Origin of the sequence: Streptomyces sp. TS71-3, from assembly GCF_018327685.1 — a bacterium.
GTDB lineage: Bacteria > Actinomycetota > Actinomycetes > Streptomycetales > Streptomycetaceae > Streptomyces.
Genome location: NZ_BNEL01000003.1, coordinates 856060 through 881658, shown reverse-complemented (window position 1 = coordinate 881658; position 25599 = coordinate 856060). Strand labels below are relative to the sequence as shown.

22 protein-coding genes and 1 pseudogene are annotated in these 25599 nt (G+C 71.8%); 11 read left to right on the top strand and 12 right to left on the bottom strand.

All coding sequences use genetic code 11. The features are described 5' to 3' along the window. The first annotated feature begins 57 nt into the window (after positions 1 to 57). From Sm713_RS28145 to rplI, 3 genes are read left to right on the top strand one after another with little or no spacing between them, the layout of a single operon-like run. Positions 58 to 648, top strand: a complete 591-nt coding sequence (locus Sm713_RS28145; RefSeq protein WP_212912831.1) for a single-stranded DNA-binding protein — start codon at positions 58 to 60, stop codon at positions 646 to 648. 42 nt (positions 649 to 690) lie between these two features. Beyond that, positions 691 to 927 carry a 30S ribosomal protein S18 gene (gene rpsR, locus Sm713_RS28140; protein WP_003949403.1) on the top strand — a complete coding sequence of 79 codons (237 nt, stop codon included), beginning with the start codon at positions 691 to 693 and terminating at the stop codon, positions 925 to 927. An 18-nt stretch (positions 928 to 945) separates the two neighbouring features. Beyond that, positions 946 to 1392 carry a 50S ribosomal protein L9 gene (rplI, locus tag Sm713_RS28135; RefSeq protein WP_212912830.1) on the top strand — a complete coding sequence of 149 codons (447 nt, stop codon included), beginning with the start codon at positions 946 to 948 and terminating at the stop codon, positions 1390 to 1392. Between the two features lie 228 nt (positions 1393 to 1620). Here rplI and Sm713_RS28130 read toward each other — a convergent pair whose 3' ends face one another. Continuing rightward, positions 1621 to 2970, bottom strand: a complete 1350-nt coding sequence (locus tag Sm713_RS28130) for an MATE family efflux transporter (protein ID WP_212912829.1) — start codon at positions 2968 to 2970, stop codon at positions 1621 to 1623. 684 nt (positions 2971 to 3654) lie between these two features. On the opposite strand from Sm713_RS28130, the gene dnaB reads away from it, so the two are divergent. After that, positions 3655 to 6978 carry a replicative DNA helicase gene (gene dnaB / locus Sm713_RS28125; RefSeq protein ID WP_212914901.1) on the top strand — a complete coding sequence of 1108 codons (3324 nt, stop codon included), beginning with the start codon at positions 3655 to 3657 and terminating at the stop codon, positions 6976 to 6978. A 131-nt stretch (positions 6979 to 7109) separates the two neighbouring features. Here the strand turns inward: dnaB and Sm713_RS28120 are convergent, their stop codons facing one another. Next, positions 7110 to 8045, bottom strand: coding sequence for an oxidoreductase (locus Sm713_RS28120; RefSeq protein WP_212912828.1), 936 nt, complete (start codon positions 8043 to 8045; stop codon positions 7110 to 7112). 109 nt (positions 8046 to 8154) lie between these two features. Between Sm713_RS28120 and Sm713_RS28115 the strand changes: the two genes are divergently transcribed. The 3 genes from Sm713_RS28115 (at position 8155) to Sm713_RS28105 (ending at position 11963) form a co-directional block, all read left to right on the top strand. After that, positions 8155 to 8565: a PPOX class F420-dependent oxidoreductase gene (locus Sm713_RS28115; RefSeq protein WP_249416745.1), complete on the top strand. Its 411-nt coding sequence runs from the start codon at positions 8155 to 8157 to the stop codon at positions 8563 to 8565. 472 nt (positions 8566 to 9037) lie between these two features. Beyond that, positions 9038 to 10357, top strand: a complete 1320-nt coding sequence (locus Sm713_RS28110; protein ID WP_212912827.1) for a hydrolase — start codon at positions 9038 to 9040, stop codon at positions 10355 to 10357. A gap of 193 nt (positions 10358 to 10550) precedes the next feature. After that, on the top strand, positions 10551 to 11963 hold the full coding sequence (locus Sm713_RS28105) for a serine hydrolase (protein ID WP_212912826.1): 1413 nt from the start codon (positions 10551 to 10553) through the stop codon (positions 11961 to 11963). Between the two features lie 140 nt (positions 11964 to 12103). Here the strand turns inward: Sm713_RS28105 and Sm713_RS28100 are convergent, their stop codons facing one another. From Sm713_RS28100 to Sm713_RS28080, 5 genes are all read right to left on the bottom strand, one after another. Next, positions 12104 to 12556 (bottom strand): GNAT family N-acetyltransferase, encoded by a 453-nt coding sequence (locus Sm713_RS28100; protein ID WP_212912825.1) that lies wholly within the window; start codon positions 12554 to 12556, stop codon positions 12104 to 12106. Positions 12557 to 12657: 101 nt separating this feature from the next. After that, positions 12658 to 13521 carry a GNAT family N-acetyltransferase gene (locus Sm713_RS28095; protein WP_212912824.1) on the bottom strand — a complete coding sequence of 288 codons (864 nt, stop codon included), beginning with the start codon at positions 13519 to 13521 and terminating at the stop codon, positions 12658 to 12660. Between the two features lie 5 nt (positions 13522 to 13526). Beyond that, a complete protein-coding gene (locus Sm713_RS28090) occupies positions 13527 to 14063 on the bottom strand; it encodes a DUF2269 domain-containing protein (RefSeq protein WP_212912823.1) in 537 nt (178 codons plus the stop codon). A 297-nt stretch (positions 14064 to 14360) separates the two neighbouring features. Further along, positions 14361 to 14843, bottom strand: coding sequence for an NUDIX domain-containing protein (locus Sm713_RS28085; protein WP_212912822.1), 483 nt, complete (start codon positions 14841 to 14843; stop codon positions 14361 to 14363). A 108-nt stretch (positions 14844 to 14951) separates the two neighbouring features. Further along, entirely contained in the window at positions 14952 to 15851 is a 900-nt protein-coding gene (locus tag Sm713_RS28080; protein ID WP_212912821.1) for a LysR family transcriptional regulator, read from the bottom strand. 509 nt (positions 15852 to 16360) lie between these two features. On the opposite strand from Sm713_RS28080, the gene Sm713_RS28075 reads away from it, so the two are divergent. Together Sm713_RS28075 and Sm713_RS28070 are read left to right on the top strand one after the other, a co-directional pair. Then, positions 16361 to 17512 carry a peptidoglycan bridge formation glycyltransferase FemA/FemB family protein gene (locus Sm713_RS28075; protein WP_212912820.1) on the top strand — a complete coding sequence of 384 codons (1152 nt, stop codon included), beginning with the start codon at positions 16361 to 16363 and terminating at the stop codon, positions 17510 to 17512. 167 nt (positions 17513 to 17679) lie between these two features. Then, positions 17680 to 19032 (top strand): VanZ family protein, encoded by a 1353-nt coding sequence (locus Sm713_RS28070; RefSeq protein WP_249416744.1) that lies wholly within the window; start codon positions 17680 to 17682, stop codon positions 19030 to 19032. Here Sm713_RS28070 and Sm713_RS28065 read toward each other — a convergent pair. From Sm713_RS28065 to Sm713_RS28050, 4 genes and pseudogenes are all read right to left on the bottom strand, one after another. Continuing rightward, a complete protein-coding gene (locus tag Sm713_RS28065; RefSeq protein ID WP_212912819.1) occupies positions 19029 to 19895 on the bottom strand; it encodes an SAM-dependent methyltransferase in 867 nt (288 codons plus the stop codon). The genes Sm713_RS28070 and Sm713_RS28065 overlap by 4 nt on opposite strands. A 342-nt stretch (positions 19896 to 20237) precedes the next feature. Then, positions 20238 to 21596 (bottom strand): annotated as a pseudogene (locus Sm713_RS28060) (cystathionine gamma-lyase); the annotation flags it as partial. 101 nt (positions 21597 to 21697) lie between these two features. Then, entirely contained in the window at positions 21698 to 22213 is a 516-nt protein-coding gene (locus Sm713_RS28055; protein ID WP_212912818.1) for a low molecular weight protein-tyrosine-phosphatase, read from the bottom strand. 9 nt (positions 22214 to 22222) lie between these two features. Continuing rightward, on the bottom strand, positions 22223 to 22600 hold the full coding sequence (locus Sm713_RS28050; RefSeq protein ID WP_212912817.1) for a phage holin family protein: 378 nt from the start codon (positions 22598 to 22600) through the stop codon (positions 22223 to 22225). A 115-nt stretch (positions 22601 to 22715) separates the two neighbouring features. On the opposite strand from Sm713_RS28050, the gene Sm713_RS28045 reads away from it, so the two are divergent. Beyond that, positions 22716 to 23036 carry a cupin domain-containing protein gene (locus Sm713_RS28045; RefSeq protein ID WP_212912816.1) on the top strand — a complete coding sequence of 107 codons (321 nt, stop codon included), beginning with the start codon at positions 22716 to 22718 and terminating at the stop codon, positions 23034 to 23036. Positions 23037 to 23522: 486 nt separating this feature from the next. Continuing rightward, positions 23523 to 23741, top strand: coding sequence for a DUF5326 family protein (locus Sm713_RS28040; protein WP_212912815.1), 219 nt, complete (start codon positions 23523 to 23525; stop codon positions 23739 to 23741). 199 nt (positions 23742 to 23940) lie between these two features. Here Sm713_RS28040 and Sm713_RS28035 read toward each other — a convergent pair whose 3' ends face one another. Continuing rightward, on the bottom strand, positions 23941 to 25533 hold the full coding sequence (locus tag Sm713_RS28035) for a YibE/F family protein (protein ID WP_249417013.1): 1593 nt from the start codon (positions 25531 to 25533) through the stop codon (positions 23941 to 23943). Positions 25534 to 25599: the final 66 nt, after the last annotated feature.

The following is a 25599-nucleotide window of genomic DNA, read 5'->3' as shown; positions in this document are numbered from 1 at the left end:
CGATCGGACTCCGAGTAGCAGCAAGCAGCCAGCAGCACACCCGCCGAGAGGTTCCCCATGGCAGGCGAGACCGTCATCACGGTCGTCGGCAATCTTGTCGACGACCCCGAGCTGCGCTTCACCCCTTCCGGTGCGGCGGTCGCGAAGTTCCGTGTCGCGTCCACCCCGCGTACCTTCGACCGCCAGACCAATGAGTGGAAGGACGGCGACAGCCTCTTCCTGACCTGCTCGGTCTGGCGCCAGGCAGCGGAGAACGTCGCCGAATCGCTGCAGAGGGGCATGCGCGTCATCGTGCAGGGCCGGCTCAAGCAGCGTACGTACGAGGACCGAGAGGGCATCAAGCGCACGGTCTACGACCTTGACGTCGACGAGGTCGGCGCGAGCCTGCGCAGTGCCACGGCCAAGGTCACCAAGACCACCGGCCGCGGCGGCCAGGGCGGCTACGGCGGCGGTGGCGGTGGCGGCCAGCAGGGCGGCGGCTGGGGCGGAGGCTCCGGCGGTGGCCAGCAGGGGGGCGGCGGCGCGCCTGCCGACGACCCCTGGGCGACCGGTGCGCCCGCCGGTGGCGGCCAGGGCGGCGGTGGCGGTGGCGGCGGCTGGGGCGGTGGCTCCAGCGGCGGCGGCTACTCGGACGAGCCCCCCTTCTGAGGGGCCGTACCCCACACTTCTTGATCACACAGGAGAAACACCATGGCGAAGCCGCCTGTGCGCAAGCCAAAGAAAAAGGTCTGCGCATTCTGCAAGGACAAGGTCACGTACGTGGACTACAAGGACACGAACATGCTGCGGAAGTTCATTTCCGACCGCGGCAAGATCCGTGCCCGCCGGGTGACCGGCAACTGCACGCAGCACCAGCGTGACGTCGCCACGGCTGTGAAGAACAGCCGTGAGATGGCGCTGCTGCCCTACACCTCCACCGCGCGCTGAGGAAGGGGTGACCTACTGATGAAGATCATCATGACTCATGAGGTCTCCGGCCTCGGTGCCGCGGGCGATGTCGTCGAGGTCAAGGACGGCTATGCCCGCAACTACCTGATCCCGCGGAAGTTCGCGATCCGCTGGACCAAGGGTGGCGAGAAGGACGTCGAGCAGATCCGTCGTGCTCGGAAGATCCACGAGATTGCGACCATCGAGCAGGCCAACGAGATCAAGGCCCGGCTTGAGGGCGTCAAGGTCCGCCTGGCCGTGCGTTCCGGCGACGCCGGGCGCCTCTTCGGCTCCGTCACGCCGGCCGATGTCGCTTCGGCGATCAAGGCCGCGGGCGGGCCCGATGTCGACAAGCGCCGTGTGGAGCTGGGCGCGCCGATCAAGACGCTGGGCGCCCACGCGACGTCCGTGCGTCTGCACCCCGAGGTGGCCGCCCAGGTCACCATCGAGGTCGTCGCCGCCTGACGTCTCGTCTGCCGGCGTCGCCGCTTGATGCCCGTACGAGTTGATGCTCGTACGAGGACATCTGCTTGAGCGGTCGACCAGGGCACGCGACAGGGGTCGCACCTTCGGGTGCGGCCCCTTTGCCGTTGCGCTTCTGCTGTTGGTGTTTCACGTGAAACATGCGCAGCAACGGAAGCCCGGACCAGGAAAGCTGCTGCGGGGTCAGGTGCCCCCGCGTCCCTCCGAATGTCAGCGCGTGGCGCCGGTGATGATCCAGCGGCCGGAGCGGGAGCGGAGCCAGAGGGTCAGCATGCGCACCACCATCATGAGCGTCATGGCTCCCCAGAGGGCGGTGAGCCCGCCGCCGAGCACCGGGACCAGCAGTGCCGCGGGAGCGAAGACCGCCAAGGTGATCAGCATCGCCCAGGCCAGATAGGGGCCGTCTCCGGCGCCCATCAGGACGCCGTCCAGGACGAAGACGATTCCGCAGATCGGCTGGGAGAGGGCGACCATCAACAGGGCCGGCAGGGCGGTGTCCTTGACGGTGGCGTCCGAGGTGAAGAGCGGCAGGAACAGCGGCCGGGTCAGCACCACCAGAAGGCCGAGGACCACACCGGTGGCGATCCCCCACTGCACCATCCTCCGGCAGGCGTCGCGGGCGCCCTGGGCGTCGTCCGCGCCGAGGTAGCGGCCGATGATCGCCTGCCCGGCGATGGCGATGGCGTCGAGGGCGAACGCCAGCAGGCTCCAGAGCGACTGGACGATCTGGTGGGCGGCGATGTCGGCGTCTCCCAGCCGCGCCGCGACCGCGGTGGCGATCATCAGGATCGCCCGGAGCGAGAGCGTACGGACCAGCAGGGGCGCGCCCGCTCCGGCGCTGGCCCGGATCCCCGCGGCGTCGGGCCGGAGCGAGGCGCCGTGCCGGCGGGCGCCGCGGATGACGACGGTGAGGTAGACGGCCGCCATGGCGCACTGGGCGATGACCGTGCCCCAGGCCGAACCGGCGATGCCGAGACCGGCGCCGTAGACCAGGCCGGCGTTGAGGACGCCGTTGGCGACGAAGCCCCCGATGGCGACGTAGAGCGGAGTGCGGGTGTTCTGAAGACCGCGCAGGACACCGGTGGCGGCCAGCACGATCAGCATGGCGGGGATGCCGAGGGCCGAGATCCGCAGGTAGGTCGCCGCATAGGGGGCCGCGGTGGGTGAGGCGCCGAAGAGCTCCACGAGTGCCGGTGCCGTGGGCAGCACGATCAGGATGATGGCGGCGCCGAGGATGAGGGCGAGCCAGATGCCGTCCATGCCCTGCCGGATGGCGGCCTGGAGATCGCCGGCGCCGACGCGGCGCGCCACGGCTGCGGTCGTGGCGTAGGCCAGGAAGACGAAGACGCTGACGGCGGTGGTGAGCAGAGCGGAGGCGACGCCGAGTCCGGCGAGTTGGCTGGTGCCCAGATGGCCCACGATCGCGCTGTCGGCCATGACGAAGAGCGGTTCGGCGACGAGCGCGCCGAAAGCGGGGAGGGCGAGGGTCACGATCTCCCGGTCGTGCCGCCGGTGTCTCTTCTCCGGAGTGCGGCCGGCCGCCGCGGGAGCCTGTGTCATAAGCACCAATGTAATCTTCCACAGGTAAGTGACGCAACGCCATTGAGACCATTACCTTGACTCGGTCGGGTGGAGTGTCGTAAAGGCATCGAAGTGATCTTGAGCCGACCGGGGAAGTTTTTCTTCTGCACAGCCGGTGGACGCTGAAATACCAGGTCAGAGCATGTGTTCGGGGGCATGGGAAGGCTTGTTCACAGTGCTGTCCACCGGGTCGTGCACAGGTTTTGGCGGGTTCTCCACAGTCCGTGGACCGTTATCCACAGTGCCTGTGGATAACCAGATTGGCTGACGGTGCGGGGCGGCCTACCGTAGTGCGGCGCCCACCCCCGTTCGAGGACCGCGGACCCCCACTCAGCGACGCGGCGGAACCGGAACTGGGCCCTCTTACTTTGTCAGTGCCGTGCCGTAGGAATAAGGGGCACGGCTAGGTCCGCACGGCGGACGCGAGGAGGTGGCCCGGTGAGCCTTTCCGAGCCTTTGGACGAACCGTGGGCCGACAGCGGACCAGGCGATCGTCTGCCGACCTCCCGCCGCCGCCCGGACGGCGACCAGCCGACCGGAAGCCGCCGCGGCCGCGACGACCAGCACGACCGCGGTCGCGAGGGCGACGGCTGGGAGGGCGGCACGTCCTTCGAACGGGTGCCGCCGCAGGACCCGGAGGCGGAGCAGTCCGTCCTCGGCGGCATGCTGCTCTCCAAGGACGCCATCGCGGACGTCGTCGAGGTCCTCAAGGGCCGCGACTTCTACCGCCCGGCCCACGAGACCGTCTTCCAGGCGATCCTGGACCTCTACGCCAAGGGCGAGCCGGCCGACCCCATCACGGTCGCCGCGGAGCTCACCCGCCGCGGTGAGATCACCCGGGTCGGCGGCGCCGCCTACCTGCACAGCCTGGTGCAGACGGTCCCGACCGCCGCCAACGCCGAGTACTACGCGGAGATCGTCCGCGAACGCGCGGTCCTGCGCCGGCTGGTCGAGGCCGGCACCCGCATCACCCAGATGGGCTACGCCGCGGACGGCGACGTCGACGAGATCGTCAACGGCGCGCAGGCCGAGATCTACGCCGTCACCGAGCAGCGCACCAGCGAGGACTACCTTCCGCTCGGCGACATCATGGAAGGCGCGCTCGACGAGATCGAGGCGATCGGCTCGCGCAGCGGCGAGATGACCGGTGTGCCGACGGGCTTCACCGACTTCGACTCCCTCACGAACGGCCTGCACCCGGGGCAGATGATCGTCATCGCGGCGCGGCCCGCGATGGGCAAGGCGCTGGCCCTGGACACGGCCCTGCCGACCCCCACGGGCTGGACGACGATGGGCGAGGTGGAGGTCGGAGACCACCTGATCGCCGCGGACGGGACACCGACGCGCGTGGTCGCCGCCACCGACGTCATGCTCGGCCGTCCCTGCTACCGCATGACGTTCGACGACGGGACGACCGTCATCGCCGACGCGGATCACCAGTGGCTCACCGACACCCGGACGTCCCGCCGCGCCGCGCGGGCGGAGGGCCGCCTCCGGAGTGAGGCCCGCGCCCAGGTCAGGACGACCAAGGAGATCGCCGCCACCCTGCGCTGCACGCACCTCGCGGACGACCGCCTGAACCACTCCGTGCAGAACGCCTCCCCGCTGGCCCTGCCGGACGCGGACCTGCCGGAGTCCCCTTATGCGCTGGGCGCGCGGCTGGGCGTGGGCGGCGGCGATACGGCGGGGGGCTCTGGGGCGGGTTCCGCCGGTGCGGGTTCCGCTGGCGGGGGTCTCAGCGGCACGGGTTCCGCGGGCACGGGTCCCAAGGGCGCGGATCCCACCGGCCTGGGTCCCACCGGCACGGCTCCCACCGGCGTGGGTCCCATCCCCCAGCAGTACCTGCGGGGTTCGTCGGCGCAGCGAAGGGAGCTCCTGGCCGGGCTGCTGGACACCGGTGGCACGGTCACCGGGAGCGGCTCGGTCCGGTTCACGAGCGCCAGCGCGGGCCTGGCGGAGGGCTTCCGCGAACTGGTCGTGAGCCTCGGCCACCGCTGCGGCCCGCCGGCCGGGCGGGGCGGGCGCCGCTCCGACGGGGCACCGGCCTCGTACACCGTCACCTTCTCCACCTCGGACGACGTCTTCCGGCAGGAGGACAAGCGGCGGGCGCACGAAGAGCGCAGGCGTCCGGGGGCGCCCCGGGCGACGCGGCGTTTCGTCGTCGGCGTCGAGGAGGTCGAGAGCGTTCCGGTGCGCTGCGTCCAGGTGGACGGACCGGGACACATGTACCTGGCCACCGAGGCGATGGTGCCCACGCACAACAGCACGCTCGCGCTGGACTTCGCCCGCGCCGCCTCCATCAAGAACAACCTGCCGAGCGTCATCTTCTCGCTGGAGATGGGCCGCAACGAGATCGCGATGCGGCTGCTCTCCGCCGAGGCGCGCGTGGCGCTGCACCACATGCGCTCGGGCACGATGACGGACGATGACTGGACGCGCCTGGCGCGGCGGATGCCCGAGGTGACGGCGGCCCCGCTGTTCATCGACGACTCGCCGAACCTCTCCATGATGGAGATCCGCGCGAAGTGCCGCCGCCTGAAGCAGCGCAACGACCTGCGCCTGGTCGTCATCGACTACCTCCAGCTGATGCAGTCCGGCGGCTCGCGGCGCGCGGAGAGCCGCCAGCAGGAGGTCTCCGACATGTCGCGGAACCTGAAGCTGCTGGCCAAGGAGCTGGAGCTGCCGGTCATCGCCCTCTCGCAGCTCAACCGCGGTCCCGAGCAGCGTACGGACAAGAAGCCGATGGTGTCCGACCTGCGCGAGTCGGGCTGCATGACCGCCGACACGACCCTGCTGCGCGCCGACACGGGCGCGCCGGTCACCTTCGCCGAGCTGATGGCGAACGGCCACGAGGGCGTGCTCGTCTGGTCGCTCGACGAGGACGGGCGGCTGGTGCGGGCACCGGTCACCGCCGTGTTCTCGTCCGGTACGAAGCCGGTGTTCCGGTTGCGGCTGGCCTCGGGGCGGCAGGTCAAGGCGACGGCGAACCATCCGTTCCTGGCGCCAGAGGGCTGGCGGCCGCTGGGGGAGCTCGCGGTGGGCAGCAGGGTCGCGGTACCGCGGCGGGTTCCGGCGCCGCTGGGCACGGGGCTCGACTGGTCGCCGGCCCGCATCGAGGCCCTGGCGGACGGGGTGGGGGGCGTAGCGGGTCCGGCGTACGGGGTGCGGGCGCCGGAGTGCGCGGCGCGGGTGCCCGAGGAGATGTACGCCGCCGCCGACGGCGAAGTGGCGGTCTTCCTGCGGCGCCTGTGGACGGGCGGCGGTGTCCGCGCTCCCCGGGCGGGCGCGGGCCCCTCGTACGCCGGGGGATCCTCGGAGGCGGCCGTCTCCTACGCCGCGTCGAGCCGGGAGCTGGCCGACGGCGTGGCGGCGCTGCTGTCCCGGTTCGGGATCATGGCGAGGATCGAGGCGGGGGCGGAGGCAGGGGCAGAGGCGGAGGCGGCATCGGGGCCGGGCGCCGCCGGTACCGCGCACCGCGTGGTGGTGTCCGGCGAGGACGGAGTGCGTACCTTCCGGCGGGTGATCGGCGCGGAGGGTGCGCCGGGTGGGCCGGCTGGGGTCTTCGGGTCGGCCGGGTCCGGGAACGAGGGCTCCCGCAGGGCCGACGGTGCCTCAGGCGCGCCCGACGAACTGGGTGCACCCGGCGTGCTGGATGCGCGCGACGAGCCGGGCGCGCCCGACGACCAGCCCGACGTCTTCTGGGATCCCGTCGTCGCCATCGAACCGCTCGGCGAGCAGCCGGTCTTCGACGCCACGGTCAAGGGCACGCACAACTTCGTCGCGGACGGCATCCTCGCCCACAACAGCATCGAGCAGGACGCGGACATGGTCATCCTGCTGCACCGCGAGGACGCCTACGAGAAGGAGTCCCCGCGCGCGGGCGAGGCGGACCTGATCGTCGCCAAGCACCGCAACGGCCCCACGGCCACCATCACCGTGGCCTTCCAGGGCCACTATTCACGGTTCGTGGACATGGCGGGGGCGTAGGGGGGCGGGCCGCGGGGCCGGAGGCAGTCGTCATTCGTAGGGCCGAGAGCAGACGCCGTCCGTAGGGCGGGGAGCAGGCGCCGTCCGTAGGGCCGAGAGAAGACGCCATCCGCAGGTCCGGAAGCAGAACGTCACGCCGCGAAGGTGATCCCCGTCTCCTCGGAGAGGGCCCACAGGCGCCGCTGGAGGGCCGCGTCGTGGGATTGCGGGCTGGAGCGGACGACCGCGGGATACCCCTTGCTCTGCTGGAATCCGCGCGGTCCGTAGTACTCGCCTCCCCGCACCCGGGGGTCGGTCGCCGCGCGCAGGACGGGGAGGGCGCCCATCGCGGGGGATTGCAGGAGCAGCGGCCGGATGGCGGCGAACGCCGTGCGCGTGAGCGGCGAGGAGTGGGACATCGCCGCCTTCGAGCCGGCGGTGTCGGCGCCGCCGGGGTGGGCCGCGACCGCGAGGGGGCCGGTGCCCGGCAGCCTGCGCTGGAGTTCGTAGGTGAACAGCAGGTTGGCCAGCTTGGAGTGTCCGTACGCGGCGGTCCTGTTGTACGGGCGCTTGCCCCAGTCGAGGTCGTCGAGGTCGATGGGGCCGCCCATGCGGTGGCCGGCGCTGCTCACCGTCACCACGCGGGAGGCGGTGGTGGGCGGCAACAGGTCCCGCAGGAGCCCGGTGAGGGCGAAGTGCCCCAGGTGGTTGGTGCCGAACTGCAACTCGAAGCCGTCGGCCGTGGTGCGGTGCGGGGTGTACATCACGCCCGCGTTGTTGATCAGCAGGTCGATCTGGGAATGCGTGCTCCGCAGTTCCTCGGCCGCGGCGCGAACGGAGGCGAGGGAGCCCAGGTCGAGGTGCTGCACGCGAATCTCCGCCGTGGGCCCGGCGGCCCTGATCTCCTCGGCGGCGCGCTTGCCCTTCTCGACGTCGCGCACCGCGAGCGCGACGGTCGCGCCCCGCAGGGCGAGGGCCTTGGCCGTCTCGAAGCCGATGCCGGTGTTGGCTCCTGTGATCACGGCGGTGCGACCGCGCTGGTCGGGTATGTCGCCGGCGCTCCAGCGCCCGGCGTGCGATCGGCTCATCACGTGCTCCATGGGGGTTCCGGTGTCGCGGTTCCGGGTGACGGCGGGGCACGAGCAGCCGTGGTTAATGCCATTCACCACTGTGGTTAATAGTGTTAACCTTCCCGGCGTGACAGTCAAACGACCCCACGACACCGTTGCCCAGGCTCTGGAACGCATCGCCGGCAGCAGGTACGTCCTGCTCACGACGTTCCGCGAGAACGGCCAGGCCGTGGCCACGCCCGTCGGCGTCCTCGTGCACGGCGGCACGGTGTACGCCCTGACCGACCCGACCACGGGCAAGGTCGGACGAATCCGCAACGATCCCCGGGTCACCGTCGCCCCGTGCGGCGCGAACGGCACCGTCGCCGACGGCGCGCCCACCGTTACCGGCAACGCCCGGCTCCTGGACGCCACCGGCACGGGCCACGTCCAGGACCTGATGCAGCGCCGCTTCTTCCTCTACCGCCTCATCCGCCTCGCGGACCGGGCACTGCGCCGCCAACGCCTCCTCGTCGCCATCGCCGTCACCCTGGGCTGAGGGGCACCTCGCCCACCCTGCCCAGGCCCCACGCCAGGCGTCGAGGCGTCGAGGCGAGTATGTCCGCCTATGTCGAGCGAGCGTCTGCGCGGATTCGGTGTCTCGGGCGGCGGCTCTACTGTCCTGGTATGGGTGGTTTCGGGGGGCGAGACGGCCGGGTCGGACACAGGGTGGCGGGGATCGGGTGCTGTGCGGTGCTGGTGGTGGCCGTCCTCGCCTTTCTCTGGGCGCTCGTGGACGCCGGTCGGATCTCGGGTGAGTGCGGGTCGGCGGCCGCGTACCGGGCCTGCCACGGATGTGAGGTCCACGGCGCCGTCCGGGCGCCGTTGTGCGAAGAAGCGCCTACGGGTTACCCCCCAGCAGGATCACCCGGGCAGCCGGATGGGCGGCTTCCCGGCCATCGGGAATCCTGAGGCGTGCCGGGCCGCGGCGCCTCGCCGCACCGCCCGTCCACACATCCGGGGGACCCGTCATGCCCACTCGCCGTGCCGTCCTGCTCTCGGGCGCCATCGCCCTGGCCACCGTTCCCGCGGTGGCCCTGACCGAACGCACCGCCTCCGCGGCCCGAGCGACCACGGGCAGCCACGCGGGCGATCCGGCGCACGCGGCCATGCGGACCGCCGCCGCGACCGGCGCCGGCGGTGCCCTGCGGCTGACGCTGCCGGCGCCCACCGGCCCCTACGCGCTCGGAACGCGCGCGCTGCGGCTGGTCGACCGCTCCCGTCCGGACCCGTGGAAGCCCACGCAGCCGTACCGCGAACTCATGACCACCATCAGGTACCCGGCGAGGGACGCCGCCGCGTACCCGGCCGCGCCGCACATGCTGCCGGGCGAGGCCGCCGGGTTCGCCGCCCTCAACAACCTCGCCGGCATCCCCGCCGACAAGGTGGACTGGGCCGCCACCCGCACCCACGCCCACCAGGGCGCGCCGGTCGACGAGCGGCACGCACCGTACCCCGTCGTGCTCTACTCCCCGGGCGCCGGGGACCCCCGCTCGCTCGGCACCGTCCTCTGCGAGGATCTCGCGTCCCGCGGCTATGTGGTCGTGAGCGTCGACCACACGTATGACGCGGGCGCGGTGGAGTTCCCCGGCGGACGCGTGGAGAAGTCGGTGCTGCCCGCCGGGATGGCGAAGGCGGGCGACGACCCGGACCGGTTCGTGGAACTGCTGGAGAAGGTGACGGCGGTCCGGGTGGCCGACACCCGGTTCGTGCTGGACCGGTTGGGCAGCGCCCTGCCGGCGGATCTGCGCGGCGTGGCCCGGACGGACCGGGTCGGCATGTTCGGCCAGTCGGCCGGCGGCTTCACCACGCTCCAGACGATGCACGACGATCCACGGGTCGCCGCGGGCGCCAACCTCGACGGCGTGCTCGCGTACGTCCGGGAGGACACCGACCCCGGACATCTCTCCACGGTCGCCGCGGACGGCCTGGACCGGCCGTTCCTGCTGATCGGCAAGGACGGCGACGACCTCGGCACGGAACCGGCCTGGGCCTCCCTGTGGCGGCGCAGCACCGGCTGGCACCAGGGCCTCGCCCTGCGCGGTGCGGAGCACGCCACGTTCACGGACGCCGAGGAGCTCGTCTCGCAGATCGCCGCCCGGCTCGACCTGCCCGCCGGCGCCGTCGAGGAGAACATCGGCACCATCCCGCCGGGCCGCGCGATCACCGCGGGGCGCGCCTACCTCGCCGCCTTCTTCGACCGCCGGCTGCGCGGCCTGGACGACCACGGCCTCCTCGACGGCCCCTCGGCCCGCTTCCCGGAGGCGCGCTTCTTTCCACGGTCCGTGTGATCCGGGGGCAGGTCCGTGGTGTGATTCGGGTGTACGTGGACTTGACCGAGGCGATCCCATCTTGGCCGCGGTCGGTGGGTGACCGCACTGTGCGGGTCACGCACCGCCGAATCCACGTCCGCCCCCGAGGCCCCCGCCCGCCCCCGGATGAAATCCGCTCGACGCCCGGCGAGTACCAGGGTGGACTGGGCCCATGACGACACCGATTTCCGATCAGCCCTCGCCCGGCACCGCCCAGTTGCTGCCCGCCACCGGGCGCGCCCTGCTCCAGCGGCTGGCCACCGCCCAGAAGGAGGGCCGGACGCCGTCCATGGTGGCCGCGGTGTTCCGCGAGGGCGAGACTGTCTGGCACGGCGCACGGACGAGCGTGTCCGGCCATGCGCCCGACGAGCAGGTGCAGTACCGGATCGGCTCGATCACCAAGACGTTCACGGCCGTCCTGGTGATGCGTCTGCGCGACGAGGGCCTGCTGGACCTCGGTGACCCGCTGGACAAGCACCTTCCCGGCACCGGTGCCGGGAACGTCACCATCGCCGAACTCCTCGCCCACACCGGCGGTCTCGCAGCCGAGAGCCCGGCTCCCTGGTGGGAGCGGACCCCGGGCTCCCTGCGGCCCACCCTCGGCGACGTCCTGGGGGAGGCACCCTTCCGCCATCCCACGGGCCGGCGGCACCACTACTCCAACCCCGGCTTCACGCTACTGGGCGCCCTGGTGGAGCAACTACGAGGCGCCCCTTGGGAAGAGGTGCTGCGCCGGGAGGTGCTGGAACCCCTGGGCTTGCACCGCACGAGCGGCCGGCCGCAGCACCCGCACGCCGGGGGCTGGGCGGTGCATCCCTGGGCCGATGTGATGCTGCCCGAGCCCTTGGAGGACCTGGGTCTGATGGCGCCGGCAGGGCAACTGTGGTCCACCACCGGAGACCTGGCCCGGTTCGGCCTCTTCCTCCTGGAGGGCGACGACCGGGTGCTCGGCGTCGAGTCACTGCGTGAGATGCGAGCCCCCTCGGCGCCGGCCGAGACCGCCGATGTGACGGCGGGGGCCGCTTACGGTCTCGGTCTCCAGGTCCAGGACCGGGACGGGCGTGTCCTCGTGGGCCACTCCGGTTCGCTGCCCGGCTTCCTGGCCAGCCTGTTGTTCAGCGTGGAGGACCGACTCGGCGCCGTTGTCCTCACCAACTGCACCTCGGGCGTGCCGATCAGCGAGGTGGCCGGCGACCTCGTACGGATCGTGGCCGAGGCCGAGCCACCGATCCCGGAACCCTGGCGGCTGCTCAGCGACGTCGACCCAGCGGTCCTGGAGCTGGCCGGGCCCTGGTACTGGGGCACCCAGGCCGTGGCACTCCGGTTGACCGGAGACGGTGCCCTGGAACTCGGCCCGCTGACGGGACGTGCCCGCAGCGCACGGTTCCGGGCCAACGACGACGGCACCTGGACCGGCCTCAACGGCTACTACGCCGGGGAGATCCTGCGCGCCGTGCGCCGACCCGATGGCTCGGTGAGCCACCTGGACCTGGGGTCGTTTGTCTTTACCCGAGAGCCCTACGACAAGGAGGCTCCGGTTCCTGGAGGGGTGGACCCGCAGGGGTGGCGGCCGCTTCCGATGTAGAAGGCGCTGGCGGGTGTTTCACGTGAAACACCCGCCAGCGAGTCGGCGTCGGCGTCGGTGCCGTCGCCGTCACTGTGGCCGCCGCGAGCGACCTGATCCGCCTGCGCCACGTGCCCGCCCGTTCCGATCGATCGAGGCGCTCAGAGCTCCAGCTTGAACCCCATGTGCGTGGCGGCGAACCCCAGCCTCTTGTAGAAGCGCTGGGCGTCGGTACGGCTCATGTCCGTGGTGAGCTGGACCAACCGGCACTCCAGGCGCCGTGACTCCTCGACTGCCCAGGAGATCAACTGGCTGCCCAGCCCGTTGCCGCGTTCCTTCGCGTGGATCCGTACGCCCTCGATGATCGACCGCGTGGCGCCTTGCCGGGAGAGGCCGGGAATGATGGTGAGCTGGAGCGTGCCGACCACCTGGTCGTCCCGGACTGCGACGACCAGGTGCTGGTTCGGGTCGCCGGCCAGCCGCTCGAAGGCGGCGGTGTACGGCGCGAGGTCGTCGAGCGACTCCCGCGCGGCACCCAGTACGTCATCGGCCAGCATGGCCACGAGGGCCGGGATGTCCTCCGCGATGGCCGGCCGGATGTGAAGTTCTTCCATGCCGGCGAGCCTAAGCGCAGGGGTGCGCGGGCTCCGGCCCCGGGGCTGGGGCTGGGACGAGCGCCTCGGCCGGCCCCGTCCCGTTCGGTACGCGCCCGCCGTCAGCCCGTGGCCACGTTCAGCGGTGTGAAGTTGCGGGTCCAGTCACCGGGGAGTTGCGGGATGCCGTGGGCCATCAGGGTGCCGCTGATCCTCGACGCGAGGCCGCGGTCCTCCAGCCAGCTCACGAACTTCTCGTGGCGAGTGTCGGTGTTGGTCCGCAGGGGGCGGTCCGTGCCGGCGGCGAGCGAGGTGATCAGCGCCTTCGCCGTCTGGAGGTCGTGGGCGACCAGCGGGCCGATGGCATGGGTGTCCGTGGTCGGCCAGGCCGCCGCGTATCCGGTGATCTCGCCGTCGGATTCTGCGACGCGGAGCTGGTCGGCGAAGGCGGGCAGGCGCGTGATGATGTGGGTGCGGTCGGTGCCGAAGACGGCGTTGTCCAGGCGGAGGATGGCCGGGAGGTCCTCGGCCACGGCGGGGCGGGTGCCGAGCGTGGAGGTCTCGTCCGGGACGAAGTGCCCCCTCAGGACCCGGGCCTGCCCGACGGCCTTGAAGCCCACCTCCTCGTAGAGCGGGCGCCCGAGGTCGGTGGCGTGGAGGGTGAGGGGTGTCCCGCCGGCGATGTCGATGAGGTGCCGCATCATCCTGCGCCCCACGCCCTGCCGGGCGTGCCGCCCGGCGACCAGCATCATGCCGACGGCCGCGAGGTCAGGGGCCTCCTGGGGGCCGTACGAGGTCAGGATGGAGGTGCTGAGGAGGCCGCCCTGCGGGTCGTCGATGCCGTAGCCGGTGCCTGCCGTGAGCAGCAGGCCCCACTTGTGCTCGTCACGGGGCCAGCCGCGGTCCTCGGCGAGATCCGCGCAGGCCCGGAGGTCGCGGTGGGTCAGGCGGCGGATCGGGAGCGCGTTGAGGGAAGGTGTCGACACGCAGGTCAGGCTGTCGGACGCAGCACCGTGACGTCTACCGGTTTGCGGGCACCGGCCCTGAGCTTTCGGCCACGTTTGGTCAGTCCCCAGGGCTTCAGCACCGAGATCGCCGTCATGAAGCCATAGGTGGCCAGGGCGACCGACGGAGCGATGACGAGGTCCACCGTACTGGTGACCGGCTGTCCCGCGATGGCCTGCTGAGCGGCCCTGTTGATCTCGGGCCGGAGCGCGAAGATGGTCAGTCCGGTGGCGGCCAGGGTCATCCAGAACTTGGTGTAGACCCAGCGGTGCCGCGCGAGGCCCCAGGGGGTGCCCAGCGAGAGCACCACGCCGGACACGAGGCTCAGCAGGGCGACGGGAATGTTCACCCAGTCGGCGAACACCTTCATCGAGCGGTACGACGCCTCCGCGACCTCGGGGGAGTCCGAGGCGGCCGCGGTGATGCCGAGTGCCAGCAGACCCAGGGTGAGCCCGAGCCAGCCGACGGAGGAGGCGGTGTGGACGACGAGGAGGGCCCGGCGGGGCCGGCGCTTCAGCTTCATGCCCGCCACAGTGCCGAGCGAGGACCCAGGGCGGCGTCTGACGGCGGGAGTAACCGGGCGTACTAGCGTCGGCGTAGGACGTTGGTGGCGGCGGCTGCGTTCGGGCGCACCGCGCCGTCACCACAGTCCCGTGCGCACCACGCCGTCACCACGGTCCCGTGCGCACCGCGCCGTCACCACGGTCCCGTGCGCACCGCGCACCAGCCGTTCCCGGCAGCCGCGTCCCGTACCTGCCGGATAGGCCGCACAGGGCCGCGCCCGCACCGGCGACGGCTCCACCGAAGGCCGGCCCGCCCCTCACCCCAGGTCAGGCGCGTGCAGCGCCAGCACCCCCTCGATATTGCCGTCGAGGTAATGCCGCAGGGAGAGCGGAACGAGGTGGACGGAGGCGATGCCCACCCGAGTGAAGGGCACGCGGACGATCTCGTACTCCCCGATGGGGTCGTCGACCTCCGGGCCGTGCCGTAGGGCCTCGTCGATGGACTCCAGACGGCAGACGAAGAAGTGCTGCACCTTGACGCCGGTTGCGCCGCCGTCGTCACCGATGTGCTCCACGGTGTCCACGAAGCACGGGACCACATCGACGATCTTGGCGCCGAGCTCCTCGTCCACCTCGCGGTGGAGGGCATCAATGACGCTGGTATCGCTGGGTTCCACCCCGCCGCCTGGGGTCACCCAGTAAGGGTCGACCCCGGGCTTGGTCCGCTTGATCAGGATCAGATCATCGCCGTCGAGCAGGATGGCGCGTGCAGTGCGTTTGACCACGGGTCGGACGGTCATGGGAGAAATTGTGGCCCGACATGTTCCACGTGAAACATCCCACTTCCACTCCGGAGCCAGACGTTCCGGCCTCGGGGACGGCATTTGCCGGGGTGAAGGTCGGGCAGGTCAGTCCCAGTCGAGTGCCGACCGCAGCAGCCACTCGTGCGCCCGGCCTATATGGGGCAGGGCGAGGGTGCCGGTGCGGACGACGAGGAAATAGGTGCGCAGCGGCGGCACCGGCGGGTCGAGCAGCGCTACCACCTCCCCGCGCTCCAGCGCCGTGGCACAGAGGTAGCGGGGCAGGACGGCCAGGCCGGCTCCGGCGATCACGCTGCTGAGTACGGCCCGCAGATCCGGCACGATCACGGCGGCGGAGGCGGTGGGCAGGGAGTCGAAGACCTCGGCCCAGTACCGGCTGACCAGCGGCAGGGACTCGTGGACCTCCACCACCGGCAGGTCCTTGGCTGCCCTGGGGCCCTTCGATCGGAGGGTGCCGGGAGGGATGCGGGCCGCCCAGCGCGCTCCGGCGACCAGCACGTGCTCCTCGTCGCAGAGTGCCGTGGCCGTGAGCAGCGCTCCACGCGGCCGGGCCGTGCTGATGACCAGGTCGTAGTGGCCCGCCGCAAGCCCCTCCAGCGCCTCGTCCGCATGGCCGAACGACGCACGCAGCGCCATCCGGTCCCTGCCCGCCAGTGCCGTCAGGGCGGGCAGGGCCCGTTCGGAGACGAACTCCGGAGGACCGTTGAGATGCAGGGTGCGCGGTGAGCCGTTGTCGTCGAGACCGCTCTGGGTGATCTCCATCAACGCGTCGAGGTGCGGCGCAGCCCTATGGGCGAGCTCGTCGCCGATGGAGGTGGGCGTGACCCCGCGGGCCTGCCGCAGGAAGAGGGGACGCCCCAACTGCCGTTCCAGCGCGCGGATCTGGGCGATGACGGCGGGCTGCGACAGTCCCAGCAGCGCCGCCGCCCGGGTGAGGGAACCGGCCCGGTGCACAGCGACGAAAGTGCGCAACAGGGCCAGATCCATGGCAAACCCCACCCCTCTGGAGCGCGAATGGTTCAACTATAAATAAGCCGACAGGTCTCCATCAGCAGGGTGATTGGACACTGACAGAGAGTCAACTAGCCTGGTTTATACGGTTCTCCGCGCGGAGACCGGGTAAGGCGGCCCGAGCCATGAGGGGGGAGGCTCGGGCCGTTCTGCGTGCCCGGGTCGCGTTGCCTTCGGGAGGGCGGCGGCAGCGGGACAGGGGTGAGCTCCGGCGCACGGGCCCCTCGGCGTGGGCCGGGAGGCGGGGCGGGCCGACCGGCAGGGTGGCCGACCGGCCAGGTGGTCCGACCGGCAGGGTGGTCCGACCGACCGGGTGCATGTCTCCCCTGGATGGAGTACGGAGGGCCGCCGAGCCGTAACGCGGGCCGTGGCTCGTTCATAGGCTGTCGGGTGCGCCGCCTCGCCAGGGATTCGTAGGCTTGGGCGCCCTGACCGCCGGCGGCTCATGGGCCGGCGGTACGTCTACCCGGAGGAGTGCGCGCGGCATGGGTCTTCGTCTGGCACCGATCACTCGTGAGCAGCACATGGCCTTCGTCAGGGCGCAGCCCTCGGCGAGCCCCATGCAACTCCCCTCCTGGGGCGGGGTGAAGCCGGACTGGCGAGCGGAGAGCCTGGGTTGGCTGGACGGCGACCGGCTCGTAGGCGCGGGCCTGGTCCTCTTCCGCCCGCTCCCCGCGCTCCGGCGCTCGCTGGCCTACCTGCCCGAGGGCCCGCTCATCGACTGGTCCGCACACGGCCTGGACCGCTGGCTCTCCCCCCTGCTCGACCACCTTCGGTCCCAGGGCGCCTTCGCGGTGCGGATGGGTCCGCCCGTCGTCATCCGTCGCTGGGACGCGGAGACGGTCAAGGCCGCGCTGGCCGATCCGGGCGCCAAGCGCCTGTCCGACGCCAAGCCCAGCGCCCACGACCCGGCCGGCAAGGCCGTCGCCGGCCGGCTGCGCGGGATGGGCTGGCGCGACACCGCCGGCGATGGGACAGGGGGATACCTCCCACGTCTTTCAGGCAGTGGAGGAGGTTTCAGCGCCGGGCAGCCCCGCCATGTGTTCCAGCTGCCGCTGGCCGGCCGGACCCTCGACGAGGTCCGGCAGGGCATGAACCAGCAGTGGCGCCGGAACATCAAGAAGGCCGAGAAGGCCGGGGTCAAGGTCGTGCAGGGCAACCACGACGACCTGCCCGCGTTCTACGAGCTGTACGCGGAGACCGCCGCACGCGACGGGTTCACGGCCCGCCCGCCGGCCTACTTCCAGCGCATGTGGACGGCGCTGACCACCGAGGATCCCGGACGGATGCGGCTCTACCTCGCCCACCACGAGGGGGATCTGCTGGCCGCGGCCACCATGCTGACCGTCGGCGAGCACGTCTGGTACTCGTACGGCGCCTCCACCACCCGCAAGCGCGAGGTCCAGCCGAGCAACGCCATCCAGTGGCGGATGATGTCGGACGCCCACGAACGCGGAGCCGCCGTCTACGACCTGCGCGGCATCACCGACACACTGGACGAGGCCGACGACCTGGCGGGCCTGCTGCGCTTCAAGGTCGGCACGGGCGGCGAGGCGGTGGAGTACCTCGGCGAGTGGGACTACCCCCTCAACCGCCTGCTGTACAACGCCTTCATGCTTTACATGTCGCGGCGCTGAGCGGGGCGAGCCGGGCGGGCGCGGTTCCGCGTGCCAGCCCTGTGACCTGGCTCTAGACCTGGCTCTTGACCTGACGCCACACCCCGGTTCGGCACTCCCTGATCCACGATCCACGCCCTCCAGCCATCTATACGCTCGATGTATACACCTGGTGTATAGTCACTTGCATGACAGCCGCGTACGTACTGCCGATCAAGACGGCCGCCGCACTCTTCCCGTTGCTCGCGCTGGCGCTGTTCCTGCCCACGGCCGTCGTGCTCTACCGGAGACACGGGGTGCTCTCCCAGTGGCGTGCGCTGTCACTCAGCGGCTTCCTCTACTACGCGATCACCGCCGTCTGCATGACCGTCGTCCCGCTGCCCGCGCGGACCGCGGACATGTGCCGTGCGTTCGCCCCGGTCGCCCGCCCCCAGTGGATCCCGGGCAACACGTTCGGCGACATCTGGAAGGAGTCCCACCACAAGGTCACGTTGAACGCCCTGGTACTGGACAACCCCGCGGTCGCCGGAGCGGTCTTCAACCTGCTCCTGCTCCTGCCGCTGGGCATCTTCATGCGCTACCACTTCCGGCGCGGCATGGCCGCGGCCGTCGTGGCCGGCTTCGGCGTCTCGCTCTTCTTCGAACTCACCCAGGGCACCGGCCTGTGGGGCATCTACCCCTGCCCGTACCGCCTCTTCGACGTGGACGACCTGCTCACCAACACCGGTGGTGCGGCCGTCGGCTGGCTCCTCGCCGGGTCGCCTGCCCGCCTGCTGCCCACGATGGAGGCGCTGGACGAGCGGGTCCTGGCGCGCCGCCCGGTCGCCTTCGGCCGGCGGCTCACCGCGCTGGTGGTGGACCTGCTCGGGGTCGCGTGCGCCACGGCGTTCGGCGTGCTGGCCATGGCGTACGGCGGTCGCGGCGGCATCGAGAACATCGTGCGCGTACCGCTTGCCGTCTTCACGCTGTGGTTCGTGGTGCTTCCCTGGCTGACCGGATCGACACCCGGCAAGCGGCTGCTGCTGCTCAAGCTGGTGACGGCCGACGGCGCACGGCCCGCGCCCTGGCGGCTGGCGGTGCGTGCGCTGGTGCTCGGCGTGGTGACGCTGCCTCTGCTGGCATCCGGTGCCGCGCTTCCCACGGCCGTGCTGTACAACCCGTCACTGTTCTCGGTGCTCGACGGCGCCCGGCGTGCGGGCTCTGCGGACACGCTCTACCTGGTGGCCTTCCACCCCGCGGAGACCCTGTTCATCGTGCTGCTGGTCGGCTCGCTCGGGGCCTACGCGATGATGCTGCGGCGCCGCGCCGGTGGGCGCGGCATCCATGAGGTGGCCTCGGGCGTGCGGAACGAGGCGCTGCCCCACACCCGGGCCCGCAGGGCCGCCGCGGCCACGCTCTCGCTCGTACCGGCGTCCGCCACGGCATCAGTGCCCTCCGGCGCCACGTCCGCCGGCGCGCGCACCGGTGCGCCGGCCTCGGCCCTGGTCCCGCTCCCCACCCTCCCCCGGCGCGTACGGCCTGAGCGCACACCGCTGTCCTAGAGGACCCGTCCGACGCCGGCATACATGTTGACGTCCTCGTCCCGGATCTCGACGCCGGGCTCGGGCTTCCAGCGGTTCATGGGCACCACGCCGGGATCGACCATCTCCATGCCGCTGAAGAGCCCTTCGACCTCGCTGCGGGTGCGCAGGTACATCGGCACGTCCCGCCGCGTGTACTCCTCCGCCATGGCGGTCACCTCGTCCCGGGTGATGTCGGCGGTGGCCGTGGTCAGCGCCAGGTAGCTGCCCTTCGGCAGCGCCGCGGTCAGCTGCCGCACCAGGTTCCCCGCGTCCTCGACGAACTGGAGCATCGCGATGACGGTGACGCCGATGGGCCGGCCGAGGTCCAACGTCTCGCGGAGCTCAGGGGCCTCAAGGACCTGCCAGGGGGAGCGCATGTCGGCGTCGATGTAGGCGGTGCGCCCCTCAGGGCTGCTGGTCAGGAGTGCGCGGGCGTGCGCCAGGACGATCGGGTCGTTGTCGACGTAGACGACACGGCTCTCCGGGGCCACCTCCTGCACCACCTCGTGGAGATTGGGCTCGGTCGGCAGGCCGGTGCCGATGTCGAGGAACTGGCGGATGCCGGCCTCGGCCGCCAGCCAGCGCGCCATCCGCTGCATGGTGTCGCGGTTGATCCGCATGCTGGTGGCGAGCTTGGGCCAGGCCTCGAGCAGGGCCTCCGCGGCGGCCACGTCGACGGGGTAGTTGTCCTTGCCGCCGAGTATGTAGTTGTAGACGCGCGCGGAGTGCGCCTTACTCGTGTCAATGAGGGGAGCACCCGCCGCCCGCGGTGCGTCGTCGTGCTCCACCGGGCGCTGGTCTTCGACCGAGCCCCCGTTCCCCACCGAGTCCTCGTGCTCCATTGAGCCCTCCTGGCGTTGGCGGCGGGCCGGCGGCCGCTCAGGGCGGCGGGCCGACGGCTCGTCAGACCCCTGCTTTCCTCTGGCCCATGCTTCCCCAAAGGGTAGACGGCCCTTGCATGGGGGTTGCCGCGTCAGCGTGGACGAGGGGAGGGGCTTTGGTGGCGGGCCGGTGCAGGGGCAGGCGGGCCGGCCCGCCTGCCGTGCCGCGTGGGCCGTCCCGCCTGCCGTGCCGCGTGGTCGACGGACTTGCCGTGCGACCTGAGCCAACGGGCCTGCCCGTACTGCGCGGACCAACCGGCGTGCCATGCCGCACGGCCAACCGGCCTGCCGTGCCCACATGGGTCAACGGGCCTCGCGCGCCGCCGCGTCCAGTGCCCGCAGGACGTCCCGCACCAGGTCCACGGTGTCCTCGACGCCGGCGGAGAAGCGGATGAAGCCCTCCGGGACGTCGTCGCCGCCCCAGCGTCCGCGGCGCTCCGCGGTGGAGCGCACCCCGCCGAAGCTGGTCGCGTCGTCGACCAGGCGCAGTTCCGACAGGAACCGTTCGGCACGCGCGCGCGTGGGCAGCGTGAACGACACCACGCACCCGAAGCGCCGCATCTGCGCGGCGGCGAGCCGGTGCGCGGGGTCTCCCGGCAGCCCGGGGTAACGCAGGCCCGTCACATCAGGGCGCCCGGTAAGGGCCTCGGCGAGGGCCAGGGCGTTGGCGTTCTGCCGCTCCGCACGGAGGTGCAGCGTGGGCAGCGACCGGTGCGCGAGCCACGCCTCCATCGGCCCCGGTATGGCCCCGGCGATCTTGCGCCAGCGCCGTACCGCTGCCATCAGGGAGGCGTCGCGGCCGGCCACGTAGCCGAGCAGAACGTCGCCGTGTCCGGTGAGCTGCTTGGTGCCGCTGGCCACCGAGAAGTCGGCGCCCAGCTCCAGGGGGCGCTGGCCGAGCGGGGTGGCGAGGGTGTTGTCGACGGCGACCAGCGCCCCGCGCGCGTGCGCTTGCGCCGCGAGGCGCCGGACGTTGCACACGTCGAGGCCCGGGTTGGAGGGCGTCTCCAGCCAGAGCAGCCGGGCGCCGTCCAGCACGCCGAGCTGGGCGTCGCCGCCGGTCGGCGCCGTGCGCACCTCCACGCCGTACGCCGTGAGCTGCTCGGCGATCAGGGGCAGCGCCTGGTAGCCGTCGCCCGGCAGGACCACCACGTCGCCCGCGCGCACCTGCGAGAAGATCACCGCGGAGGTGGCGGCCATCCCGGACGCGAACACCAGGGCCTCGACGGCGCCCGGGCCCGCCCTCCCGGCCGCGGCCGCCTCTCCGGTCGCGCCCACGTCCTCGTGGGTGTCTGTGCCTGTGCCTGTGCGCGTACCTGTGCCTGTGCCTGTGTCTGTACCCGTGTCCTCGTTCGTGCTCGCGTCGGCGGGCTCCCCCGAGCCCTCGCCCGCGGTCGTGTCCGCGCGCATGCCTGGGGCCCCGGAGGCCGTCCCGCTGCCCCTCTCCGGGGTGTTCGGGCCGACCGGGGCACCCGGGGCCTCCAACTCGGCGATGGCCCGTTCCAGGCGCGTCCAGGTGGGGTTCTCGTCCCGCCCGTACGTGTACGGGCCGGTGGGCTCGCCCGGCAGGTGGTAGTGGGCGGCGAACACCGGGCCGGGGAGGGCGGGCTCGTACTTCTCGGGTGCGGGCAGCCCCGCCCGCACCAGCCGCGTGCCGTCGCCCGTGCGCTGTCCCGGACCGTCCGGCCCGCCGTCGTTCTCCGGGGCGCCCAGGGCGTCCGGCCTGCCGTCCCGCTCCGGATCGTCGTCCACGCGCGCGTGCGTCATTCCGCCCTGCCCTTCACCGCTTCGGCGACGGCGGGGAGCAGGCCCTCGCAGGCCGCCTCCACCATCTCCAGGCAGTCGTCGAAACCCTCGACGCCGCCGTAGTACGGGTCGGGCACGTCCAGGTCGTCGCCGGCGGCGGGGTCGTACGAGCGCAACAGGCGCACCTTCTGGGCGTCGGCCTCGGCGGGCGCCAGCTCGCGCAGGTCCTGGAGGTGTTCGGAGTCCAGGGCGATCACCAGGTCGAGCCCGGCGAACCACGACTCCTGGAACTGCCGCGCCGTGTGATCGCTCTCATAACCGGCGTCCGCCAGCACGGACACGGTGCGCGGGTCCGCGCCGTCCCCCTCGTGCCAGCCGCCGGTGCCGGCGCTGTCCACCTCTACAAGATCGCTGAGTCCCGCCTCGTCGACGCGCGCGCGGAAGACGGTTTCGGCCATGGGCGACCGGCAGATGTTGCCGCTGCACACGAAGCACACCCGGTACGGCCGGGGGGTGTTTTCCGATGTCGTCATCGCTCGCTCTCAGTCCTCGTCGGGCAGGACGAGGTGCAGGGCCCAGGCGACGACGGAGATGATCAGGCCGCCCAGGACCGCGGTCCAGAAGCCCTCCACGTGGAAGTCGACGTCCAGCGTGCCGGCGACCCACGACGTCAGGAGCAGCATCAGGGCGTTGACCACCAGGGTGATCAAGCCCAGGGTGAGTATGAACAACGGGAACGTGAGCAGCTTCACGATCGGCTTGACCAGGACGTTCACCAGGCCGAAGATCAACGCGACGATGACCAGGGTCAGCGTCTTCTCGCCTACCCCGGCACCGGTGAGGGTTATCTTGTCCAGCACCCACACCGCCACGGCCAGTGCCGCCGCGTTGGCGATCGTCTTGACTAGGAAATTCTTCATGTGTCTGATCGTGGCAGACGCGGCAGACCACCTGGGACTGATCGTGACGTGAGCAGGGCCACGGGCGCGAGGGCGCTCGGACGCGGCCGACGGCGGACAAGGGGCAGACGGGGCGATGCGGGAATTCCGACTGGACGAGCTGGACGCGGAGCGCGCCGCGAACAACGGGGCGTACCTTCAGTTCCTGCGCTCGCGGACCATGTCGGCCGGGCTCTACGCCCTCGATGCCGGGGCCCTGGACACCCAGCAGCCGCACCGGCAGGACGAGATCTACTTCGTGGTGAGCGGCCGCGGCGCCCTCACCGTCGGCGCGGAGACCACGCACGTCGCGCGCGGCAGTGTGGTCTACGTCCCGGCCGGGGTGCCGCACAAGTTCCACCACATCAGCGAGGACCTGCGGGTGCTGGTGGTCTTCTCCCCGCCGGAGAGTGCCTGACCACTGGCTCAGCCGCCGGAGGGTGCCTGACCTGCCGGCTCAGTCGGCGGGGAGAGTGCCTGACCTGTCGGCTCAGCCGCCGGAGCGGGGCTGACCTGCTGGTCTGGCCGCCGGAGCCGGGCCGAGCTGCCGGTTTGGGCGCCGGAGCGTGGCTGACCCGCCGGTTCGCGGTGCGTGCCGTACCCGGCGCGGACTCCACCCGAATCCCGCGGACCCCCTGCGGTGACGCCCCGCTGCGGACTCCTCCCGGGCCTCCCCGAGGAGCGCTCGCGGACCCTCCCGGAGCCCCAGCCGTCCCCAGGCGTTCCCCCGGGATTCCCTAGGGGACGGGTCAGGGAAGGACAAGGGCCGTCAGGCGTCCCGTTACTCCTCCCGTCCGCTTAGCATCGATAGCACGAGACGAGATCGGTGCGCGAGCACCGGGCCGGGCGGTTCCCGCAGTAGAGCGGCTCCGGGCCGGCCGAGAGGTGAAGGACGGTAAGGACGATGGCAGAGCGTGGAGTCTTCGCAGGCATGCCCTGGTGGCTCAAGTGGGTCGTGGTGCCGGTCATCGCCCTCGTCGTGTTCGGCGGGCTGATCGTCGGCATCCTCTCGTTCCTCATAGGGCTGCTCTTCAAGGTGCTCATCTTCGTCGCGATCGTGGGTGCGCTCATGTTCGTGGTCCGCAAGTTCATGTCGGACAAGTCGTCGCACCGGGGCTGGTGAGGGCAGAACTCTCGGCGATGCCCCGAGACCGCACGGCGATACCCCGAGGCCGCACGGCGATACCCCGGGGGTTCGGGACGACGAGCCGCAAGCCCTGGGCGACGATCCGGGCGCCCTGGGTGTCCCGCGTGGTGAGCCGGCGGCCCTGGGTGGTGAGCCAACGACTCAGGGTGGTGCGACAGGAGCCGCGCGCCTGCGGCTAGTGCCTGCGCCGGTGCCCCCGTCCGCCACGCTGGCCACCGCCGCGTGCGGAAGGACCGTCGCCTTCCGGTACCGGTACCGGTACCGGAGCGGAGCCCGCGGGCGCCCCAGGCCCCGGCAGCCGCTTGGCGGTCACCCCGGCTCCGTCCCCGTCGACGGCCCCCTCCAGGGAGGGCTCGGGCCGGTCCGCGGAGACGACGAGCGCGGCGAGGATCGTCGTCACCGGCACCGAGGCCACCAGACCGATCGAGCCCACCAGCGTCCGGACGATCTCCTCGGCGACCAGCTCGCTGTTGGCGACCTGCACGACCCCGCTCTTCGCGATCGAGAAGAGCAGCATGAGCGGCAGGGCCGCGCCCGCGTAGGCCAGCACGAGCGTGTTGACGACCGAGGCGATGTGGTCGCGCCCGATCCTGATGCCCGCCCGGTACAGCGCCCGCCAGCCCATCGAGGGATCGGCCTGGTGCAGTTCCCACACGGCGGAGGTCTGCGTCACCGTCACATCGTCGAGCACGCCCAGCGAGCCGATGATCACGCCGGCCAGCAGCAGACCGCTCATGTCGATCGACGGATACAGGCCGTGGATCAGCCCGGTGTTGTCGTCGGTGTTGCCCGTCAGCGCCGACCACCCGATGAAGAGGGAGCCGAGCACCCCGATGAGCAGCAGCGACACCAGCGTGCCCAGCACGGCGACGGAGGTGCGCGCGGTCAGCCCGTGGCACATGTAGAGCGCGATCAGCATGATCGCGCTCGCCCCGACCACCGCCACCAGCAGCGGATTCGCCCCTTGCAGGACGGCCGGCAGGACGAACTGGTTCAGCACCAGGAAGCTGACCGCCAGCGCCACCAGAGCCGTGACGCCACGCAGCCGGCCCACCACGATCACCGCCAGGGCGAAGATCCCGGCGAGCAGCGCCATCGGGAGCTTCCGGTTCACGTCGGTCACCGAGTACTGGAGTTCCTTGGGCGCGTCCGGCGCATAGGCCACCACCACCTTCTGCCCCTGGTGGAGCTGGCGCGGCGCGTCGGGCTGGACGATCTCGGTGAAGGTGCGGCCGGTGTCCTTGCCGGTGGTGATCCGGACGGTCGCCTTCCCGCAGGTCCCGTGCTTCTCCTGCTGGGCGGAGCTGCCCTCGGCGGTCGAGGTGTCCCCCGTGGGCGCCTCCGCCGAAGCGTTCACGGATGCGCAGCTCACCTTGTCGATGCGGGCCACGACCGCCTGCTGGCTCTGCCGGTCGAAGCCGACGCCGGTCCGCTTGTGCGGCGGCGCGCCCCCCGGCCAGAGCGCCACGATGCCGACCACGACCGCGATGGCGAAGGGGATCAGGATGGCCCCGATGACCTTGCGCAGGTGACGCGAGACGGGCGCGGCGGGCCCGTGGGAGTGCGTGTGCCCGTGCCCGTGGGCGTCCGCGGGATGGTTGCCGGTGGGGCCGTGGCCGTCCGGCTCGTGGCCCCGGCCCGCGTCCCAGGGGCGATCGTGGGCCTCCGCCGGGCGGCTGCGGGGGGCACCTGCGCCGTGCGGCGCGTTCTGGGCGCCCCGACCCCTCTGGGCACGCGGGGCGCCCTCGGTGCGCGAAGGGTCCGGAATGTGTGTGGGCCCGGTGCCGTAGGGGTCGTTCGGGACACGTGGGGGTCGGGTGCCGTACGGACCGTT

Coding starts and splice junctions, on each gene's coding strand:
- Sm713_RS28045 (WP_212912816.1), top strand. CDS start 22,716: ATGCGGGAATTCCGACTGGACGAGCTGGACGCGGAGCGCGCCGCGAAC.
- Sm713_RS28065 (WP_212912819.1), bottom strand. CDS start 19,895: ATGGAGCACGAGGACTCGGTGGGGAACGGGGGCTCGGTCGAAGACCAG.
- Sm713_RS28110 (WP_212912827.1), top strand. CDS start 9,038: ATGCCCACTCGCCGTGCCGTCCTGCTCTCGGGCGCCATCGCCCTGGCC.
- Sm713_RS28105 (WP_212912826.1), top strand. CDS start 10,551: ATGACGACACCGATTTCCGATCAGCCCTCGCCCGGCACCGCCCAGTTG.
- Sm713_RS28120 (WP_212912828.1), bottom strand. CDS start 8,045: ATGAGCCGATCGCACGCCGGGCGCTGGAGCGCCGGCGACATACCCGAC.
- Sm713_RS28040 (WP_212912815.1), top strand. CDS start 23,523: ATGGCAGAGCGTGGAGTCTTCGCAGGCATGCCCTGGTGGCTCAAGTGG.
- Sm713_RS28100 (WP_212912825.1), bottom strand. CDS start 12,556: ATGGAAGAACTTCACATCCGGCCGGCCATCGCGGAGGACATCCCGGCC.
- Sm713_RS28075 (WP_212912820.1), top strand. CDS start 16,361: ATGGGTCTTCGTCTGGCACCGATCACTCGTGAGCAGCACATGGCCTTC.
- Sm713_RS28130 (WP_212912829.1), bottom strand. CDS start 2,970: ATGACACAGGCTCCCGCGGCGGCCGGCCGCACTCCGGAGAAGAGACAC.
- rpsR (WP_003949403.1), top strand. CDS start 691: ATGGCGAAGCCGCCTGTGCGCAAGCCAAAGAAAAAGGTCTGCGCATTC.
- Sm713_RS28055 (WP_212912818.1), bottom strand. CDS start 22,213: ATGACGACATCGGAAAACACCCCCCGGCCGTACCGGGTGTGCTTCGTG.
- Sm713_RS28145 (WP_212912831.1), top strand. CDS start 58: ATGGCAGGCGAGACCGTCATCACGGTCGTCGGCAATCTTGTCGACGAC.
- Sm713_RS28080 (WP_212912821.1), bottom strand. CDS start 15,851: ATGGATCTGGCCCTGTTGCGCACTTTCGTCGCTGTGCACCGGGCCGGT.
- Sm713_RS28085 (WP_212912822.1), bottom strand. CDS start 14,843: ATGACCGTCCGACCCGTGGTCAAACGCACTGCACGCGCCATCCTGCTC.
- rplI (WP_212912830.1), top strand. CDS start 946: ATGAAGATCATCATGACTCATGAGGTCTCCGGCCTCGGTGCCGCGGGC.
- dnaB (WP_212914901.1), top strand. CDS start 3,655: ATGCTGCTCTCCAAGGACGCCATCGCGGACGTCGTCGAGGTCCTCAAG.
- Sm713_RS28050 (WP_212912817.1), bottom strand. CDS start 22,600: ATGAAGAATTTCCTAGTCAAGACGATCGCCAACGCGGCGGCACTGGCC.
- Sm713_RS28090 (WP_212912823.1), bottom strand. CDS start 14,063: ATGAAGCTGAAGCGCCGGCCCCGCCGGGCCCTCCTCGTCGTCCACACC.
- Sm713_RS28070 (WP_249416744.1), top strand. CDS start 17,680: ATGACAGCCGCGTACGTACTGCCGATCAAGACGGCCGCCGCACTCTTC.